Genomic DNA, 6,670 nt, shown 5'->3' on the forward strand with positions numbered 1-6,670 from the left:
GAGTCGGACTCTACTGTGCATTTTGCTATGCTTTTCTTTTTTGAAAGAGAGGTTAAAATGTGAAACAAACAAAGTTTATTACAGAAGGCGCAGCGTTATTAGCTATATATGCAATTTTGTTGCTTATATCTATGTATGTTCCGATTTTGGGTACTGTTGTAACTTTTGCGTTGCCGTTACCATTTATACTATTAACGATAAGACATAAACTATCTAATGTGCTTGTGGTTTTTGTAGCGGCACTTTTTGTTACTATTATTGTGAGTCAACCCATGAATTTAGTGAAGACCATTATGTTTGGATTGATAGGGATTGTTTTAGGATATATGTATAAAACAAGAAAAAAACCAGTGGAAATCTTAATAGCGGGGACGCTTGCATACTTAATTGGTTTTGTACTTATTTATGTTGCGAGTATAAAGTTTTTCAACATAGATATAATGAAGCAAATGCAAAGTATGTTTAGTGAAAGTATGGTGCAAAGTGAAAAGATAGTAAGTGCTATAGGTATGCCGATTAGTAAGGAACAAAAAGAGTTACTTACACAAATGAATGATATATTACAATCGTTATTTCCAAGTATACTTGTTCTAGTTTCAGTATGTTTTTCTTGGATTACAGTGATAATATCAGGTAGTGTTTTGAAAAAGTTAAAACATGACATTATACCTTGGCCTAAATTTAAAGATATACAATTACCAAAGAGTATTGTTTGGTATTACGTTATATTTATTTTGTTAGCAACTTTTATAAAAGTAGAACCAACATCATATTTACATATGGTATTTTCTAACCTATATGTCATATTTGCACTATTGCTTGTACTGCAAGGTCTGACATTCATCTCCTTTTTAGCGTATAGAAAAGGTTTTACTAAAGGGGTTCCTATTATTAGTTTTATTGTATGCATGTTTATTCCGATGCTGTTTCCTCTTGTGACAATCTTAGGTATAATTGACTTAGGGATTTCATTGCGTTCTAAAATAGGGGAATAGGGTAATATTCCTTATACTATTTTAATCTGTTTAACTAACTGGAAGGTGAGTTAGTTTTACTTTATAGGAGTTGTATACATGCCTGAATTTGATAAGAAACAGTGGTTTTTATATCCTGTTTATGTATTGGCATTTTTTGTATTTGTTCTCATTTCAATTCTCTGTTATTTTCATTTAATTATGGGGATAGCTGCTTTTGTCATTTTTTGTATCGTATTCTTTATCGTTATACGATTTGAACTTAATTTTCAAAGGAATTTCGAAAAGCATACGACAGATATGATTACGAGGGTAAAGAAAGTAAGTAACGAAGCATTTAACCAAATGCCGATTGGTATTTTGTTATACAATAAGGATTATGGGATTGATTGGGCAAATCCTTATTTATCTTCATGTCTGGGACAGCATGCATTAGCTGGATGGCACCTTTACGATGTATCAGAAACATTACTTCTTTTTATTAAAGGAGAAACTTCTGATGATATAGTCTCTTTAAATAATCGAAAGTTTCGCGTTTTTGTAAGGAAAGAAGAAAAGTTAATTTATTTCTTTGATGTAACGGAACAAACAGAAATCGAAAAGATGTACGAGGATCAACGAACTGTTTTAGCTGTCATTTATTTGGATAATTATGATGAAGTTACACAAGGATTAGATGATCAATTACGTACGAATATAACAAGTCTTGTGACATCGCGACTAAATGAATGGGCACTTAAGTATGGTGCGTATTTAAAACGTGCATCTTCAGAAAGATTCTTCGTTGTGTTAAATGAAAGTATTCTGACGCAGATGGAGAAAGGGAAATTTAGTATTTTAGATCAGGTGCGTGAAGAAACATCTAAAAGGAATATACCACTTACATTAAGTGTAGGTGTCGGATCAGGTGATTTACCTTTATCAGAGCTTGGGGCAATGGCTCAATCTGGTTTAGACCTTGCGCTTGGGCGTGGGGGAGACCAAGTAGCTATTAAACAAGCGACAGGTAAAGTTAAGTTCTATGGAGGTAAGACAAATCCGGTTGAAAAACGTACCCGTGTACGTGCTAGGGTCATTTCGCATGCGTTAAAGGATTTAGTATTAGAAAGTAGTAATGTCATTATTATGGGGCATAGGGCTCCTGATATGGACGCAATTGGTGCTGCGATTGGTATTTTAAAAGTGGCTCAGTTAAATGAGCGTAAAGGATATATTGTGTTAGATGAAAATGATTCCGATAAAGGAATTAAGCGCTTGATGGATAAAGTGAAACAAAATGAGGAGTTATGGTCTCATTTTATTACTCCAGAGCAAGCGATGGAGTTTGCAAATGATGAGTCGTTGCTGGTTGTTGTCGATACGCATAAACCTTCTATGGTGATGCAGCAAAAACTGTTACATAAAATTGAAAATGTAGTAGTTATTGATCATCATCGCCGTGGAGAAGATTTTATTGAAGATCCATTGCTAGTTTACATGGAACCATATGCTTCTTCAACGGCAGAATTGGTTACAGAATTGCTTGAGTATCAACCGAAAAATTTAAAGATGACAATGTTAGAAGCAACGGCATTGTTAGCGGGTATTATTGTCGACACGAAAAGTTTCACATTCCGGACGGGGGCTCGTACGTTTGATGCTGCTTCTTATTTACGTTCACATGGTGCAGATACTGTACTTGTACAAGAACTTTTAAAGGAAGATATGGATCAGTATTTACGGGTTGCAAAAGCTATAAAAAATGCGTACATTTATAAAAATGGAATTGCGATTGCTAAAGTTGATAGTGATGATTACTACGATCAAGTGCTTATTGCGCAATCAGCTGACACGTTACTAACAATGACAGGAATTATTGCATCATTTGTTGTTGCGAAACGTGGCGAGAATCTCATTGGAATTAGCAGCAGGTCTTTAGGTGAAGTGAATGTGCAGCTAATTATGGAAAACTTAGGTGGTGGCGGGCATTTGACAAATGCAGCCACACAAATGAAAAATGTTACAGTAGATGAAGCTGAGGAGAAGCTTCGATTTGTTATTGATGACTATTTACAGGGAGGCACACAATCATGAAAGTAATTTTTCTAAAAGACGTAAAAGGTAAAGGTAAAAAAGGAGAAGTAAAAAACGTACCAGATGGCTATGCAAATAACTTCTTACTAAAACAAGGATTGGCTGCTGAAGCAACAAATAGCAGTATGAAAACTTTAGAAGCTCAAAAGCGTAAAGAAGAAAAAGATGCAGCAGCAGAAGTTGAGAATGCAAAAGAGCTGAAAGAAACATTAGAGAAATTAACTGTAGAAGTAAAGGCGAAATCTGGAGAAGGTGGCCGTTTATTCGGTTCTATTACGAGCAAACAAATCGTAGATGCGATGCAAAAATCACATAAAATTAAACTTGATAAACGTAAATTTGAAATGGATGATGCAATTCGTGCATTAGGCTACACAAATGTAACAGTGAAATTGCATCCGCAAGTAACAGCGACAGTAAAAGTTCATGTTAGTGAACAATAAAAATAAATTAAGTAAGGAGGATTGCGTATGAGTGATGTACTTGCTGATCGTACCCCTCCGCATAATATAGAGGCCGAGCAGGCGGTTTTAGGGGCCATATTAATTGATCAAGATGCGTTAACGTCAGCATCGGAGTTATTGGTACCTGATTCATTCTATCGAACGAAACATCAAAAGATTTTTGAGGTCATGCTTGGGTTATCTGATAAAGGAGAACCGATCGACTTAGTAATAATGACATCAGCGATGGCTGATCAAGGATTACTAGAAGAAGTTGGTGGAGTGTCTTATTTAGCAGAGTTAGCAGAAGTTGTTCCAACAGCTGCTAACGTTGAATATTATGCACGTATCATCGCTGAAAAGGCACTTTTACGTCGTTTAATTCGAACAGCGACTCATATTGTCTCGGATGGATATGAGAGAGAAGATGACGTGGACGGCCTTTTAAATGAGGCCGAGAAAAAAATATTAGAAGTATCCCATCAAACAAATGCAAAAGCATTTCAAAATATTAAAGATGTTCTTGTAGATGCTTATGATAAAATTGAACTTTTGCATAATCAAAAAGGTGAAGTTACTGGGATACCAACTGGATTTACTGAATTAGATAAGATGACGGCAGGTTTCCAGCGAAATGATTTAATCATCGTAGCAGCACGTCCGTCAGTGGGGAAAACTGCATTTTCATTAAATATCGCACAAAACGTAGCGACGAAAACGGATGAAAATGTAGCGATTTTTAGTTTGGAGATGGGCTCCGATCAACTTGTTATGCGTATGCTTTGTGCAGAAGGAAATATCGATGCGCAAAGACTTCGTACCGGGTCATTAACTTCTGATGATTGGGCGAAATTAACAATGGCGATGGGTAGTCTTTCAAATGCCGGTATATATATTGATGATACACCGGGAATTAAGGTAAATGAGATTCGAGCAAAATGTCGTAGACTAAAGCAAGAACAAGGTCTTGGCATGGTTTTAATTGACTACTTACAGCTTATTCAAGGAAGTGGGAAATCAGGTGAGAACCGTCAGCAGGAAGTATCTGAAATTTCTCGTACTTTAAAAGGGATTGCACGTGAATTGCAAGTGCCTGTTATTGCCTTATCACAGTTATCTCGTGGTGTAGAATCTCGTCAGGATAAACGCCCGATGATGTCTGATATTCGTGAATCTGGAAGTATTGAGCAGGATGCTGATATTGTAGCTTTCCTATATCGTGAAGATTACTATGACCGTGAAACGGAAAATAAAAATACGATTGAAATTATCATTGCAAAACAACGTAATGGTCCGGTAGGTTCAGTAGAGCTTGCGTTTGTTAAAGAATTTAATAAATTCGTCAATTTAGAACGACGCTTTGAAGATGGGGCATAAAGGCAGTATAAAAAAGAAACACATTTCTTATAATAAGATGTGTTTCTTTTTTTATGGGATAAAGATAAGGCTTTCATAAGGTGAAAATATAATTCTTACGAACGAAAATGATTTTTAATAAAAAAATGTTCGCTTTTTGGTTGACTTCTTTTTCGGTTTTGGTACAATTATATTGTTTGAATAGATCGTTTGAAAATTGCGGAGGTGCTTTAATAATGTCTTCAGTAGTAGTTGTAGGAACACAATGGGGCGACGAAGGAAAAGGTAAAATCACTGATTTTCTTTCTGAGCATGCGGAAGTAGTTGCAAGATATCAAGGTGGAAATAACGCGGGACATACAATTGTTTTCGGCGGAGTTAAATATAAGTTACACTTAATTCCATCTGGTATTTTCTATAAAGAGAAAATTTGTGTAATCGGAAATGGCTTAGTAGTAGATCCGAAAGCATTACTTGAAGAGTTAAAATACTTACACGACCGTGGTGTAAGTACTGATAATTTACGTGTAAGTAACCGTGCACACGTTATTTTACCTTATCACTTAAAACAAGATGAGTTAGAAGAAGCTAGCAAAGGTGATAACAAAATCGGTACAACGAAAAAAGGTATCGGTCCTGCATATATGGATAAAGCTGCTCGTATTGGTATCCGTATGGCTGATCTTTTAGACCGTGAAGCATTTAAAGAGAAGCTCGAGCGCAATTTAGTAGAGAAAAATCGTTTGTTTGAAAAAATGTACGATACAGAAGGTTTCAGCGTAGAAGAAATCTTTGAAGAGTACTTCGAATATGGACAACAAATCGCACAATATGTATGCGACACATCTGTTGTATTAAATGATGCACTAGATAACAATCACCGTGTATTATTTGAAGGTGCACAAGGTGTTATGCTTGATATTGACCACGGTACGTACCCATTCGTTACATCTTCTAACCCGATTGCGGGTGGTGTAACAGTTGGAACTGGAGTTGGCCCTGCGAAAGTTACTCGCGTTGTAGGTGTATGTAAAGCATATACAAGCCGTGTTGGTGACGGTCCATTCCCTACTGAACTTAATGATGAAATTGGTCATCAAATTCGTGAAGTTGGTCGTGAGTACGGAACAACAACTGGTCGTCCACGCCGCGTAGGTTGGTTCGATAGCGTTGTTGTAAGACATGCACGTCGTGTTAGTGGTTTAACGGATCTATCATTAAATTCTATCGACGTTCTAACAGATATTCCAACTCTTAAAATTTGTGTTGCTTACAAATACAATGGCGAAGTTATTGATGAAGTTCCAGCAAACTTAAACATTTTAGCGAAATGTGAGCCTGTATATGAAGAGCTTCCAGGTTGGACAGAAGATATTACTGGTGTAAAATCATTAGACGAGCTTCCTGAAAATGCACGAAAATACGTAGAACGTGTTTCTGAGTTAACAGGAATTCAATTATCTATGTTCTCAGTTGGACCAGATCGTAACCAAACAAATATTGTTCGTAATGTATACGAAGCTTAATTGATATTTTAAGAAAAAACTCATGTCCGCATGAGTTTTTTCTTATCTTTTATAAAAAAATGAAAAAAAGTGTTGCGAAAAATACAGAATACATGTTATGATACATCTTGTCGTCACGAAAATATGACGTTGGTGAGTATGAGCCATTAGCTCAGTTGGTAGAGCATCTGACTTTTAATCAGAGGGTCGAAGGTTCGAATCCTTCATGGCTCACCATTTTATTTTTCGTGGCCCGTTGGTCAAGTGGTTAAGACACCGCCCTTTCACGGCGGTAACACGGGTTCGAATCCCGTACGGG

Annotated in this window: 5 protein-coding genes and 1 tRNA gene; all 6 read left to right on the forward strand. The window is 36.4% G+C overall.

What is annotated here, in order from left to right:
* Positions 1–59 precede the first annotated feature (59 nt).
* Positions 60–995 carry a YybS family protein gene (locus RT27_RS19425; RefSeq protein WP_016079545.1) on the forward strand — a complete coding sequence of 312 codons (936 nt, stop codon included), beginning with the start codon at positions 60–62 and terminating at the stop codon, positions 993–995.
* A gap of 78 nt (positions 996–1,073) precedes the next feature.
* Complete coding sequence (locus RT27_RS19430) at positions 1,074–3,047, forward strand: DHH family phosphoesterase (protein ID WP_016079546.1); 1,974 nt, start codon at positions 1,074–1,076, stop codon at positions 3,045–3,047.
* The gene (gene rplI / locus RT27_RS19435) at positions 3,044–3,490 is read left to right on the forward strand and encodes a 50S ribosomal protein L9 (RefSeq protein ID WP_000864237.1); all 447 of its coding nucleotides are present in this window, start codon (positions 3,044–3,046) and stop codon (positions 3,488–3,490) included. Before RT27_RS19430 ends, rplI begins: the two co-directional genes overlap by 4 nt.
* Before the next feature lie 27 nt (positions 3,491–3,517).
* Positions 3,518–4,867, forward strand: a complete 1,350-nt coding sequence (gene dnaB, locus RT27_RS19440) for a replicative DNA helicase (protein WP_001286147.1) — start codon at positions 3,518–3,520, stop codon at positions 4,865–4,867.
* Positions 4,868–5,082: 215 nt separating this feature from the next.
* Positions 5,083–6,372, forward strand: coding sequence for an adenylosuccinate synthase (locus RT27_RS19445; RefSeq protein ID WP_000100230.1), 1,290 nt, complete (start codon positions 5,083–5,085; stop codon positions 6,370–6,372).
* A 140-nt stretch (positions 6,373–6,512) separates the two neighbouring features.
* Positions 6,513–6,588 (forward strand) — tRNA-Lys (locus RT27_RS19450).
* Positions 6,589–6,670 lie beyond the last annotated feature (82 nt).

Source organism: Bacillus sp. L_1B0_5, from assembly GCF_000836715.1.
GTDB classification, from domain to species: Bacteria; Bacillota; Bacilli; order Bacillales; family Bacillaceae_G; genus Bacillus_A; species Bacillus_A thuringiensis_S.

Coding starts and splice junctions, on each gene's coding strand:
- rplI (WP_000864237.1), top strand. CDS start 3,044: ATGAAAGTAATTTTTCTAAAAGACGTAAAAGGTAAAGGTAAAAAAGGA.
- RT27_RS19430 (WP_016079546.1), top strand. CDS start 1,074: ATGCCTGAATTTGATAAGAAACAGTGGTTTTTATATCCTGTTTATGTA.
- dnaB (WP_001286147.1), top strand. CDS start 3,518: ATGAGTGATGTACTTGCTGATCGTACCCCTCCGCATAATATAGAGGCC.
- RT27_RS19445 (WP_000100230.1), top strand. CDS start 5,083: ATGTCTTCAGTAGTAGTTGTAGGAACACAATGGGGCGACGAAGGAAAA.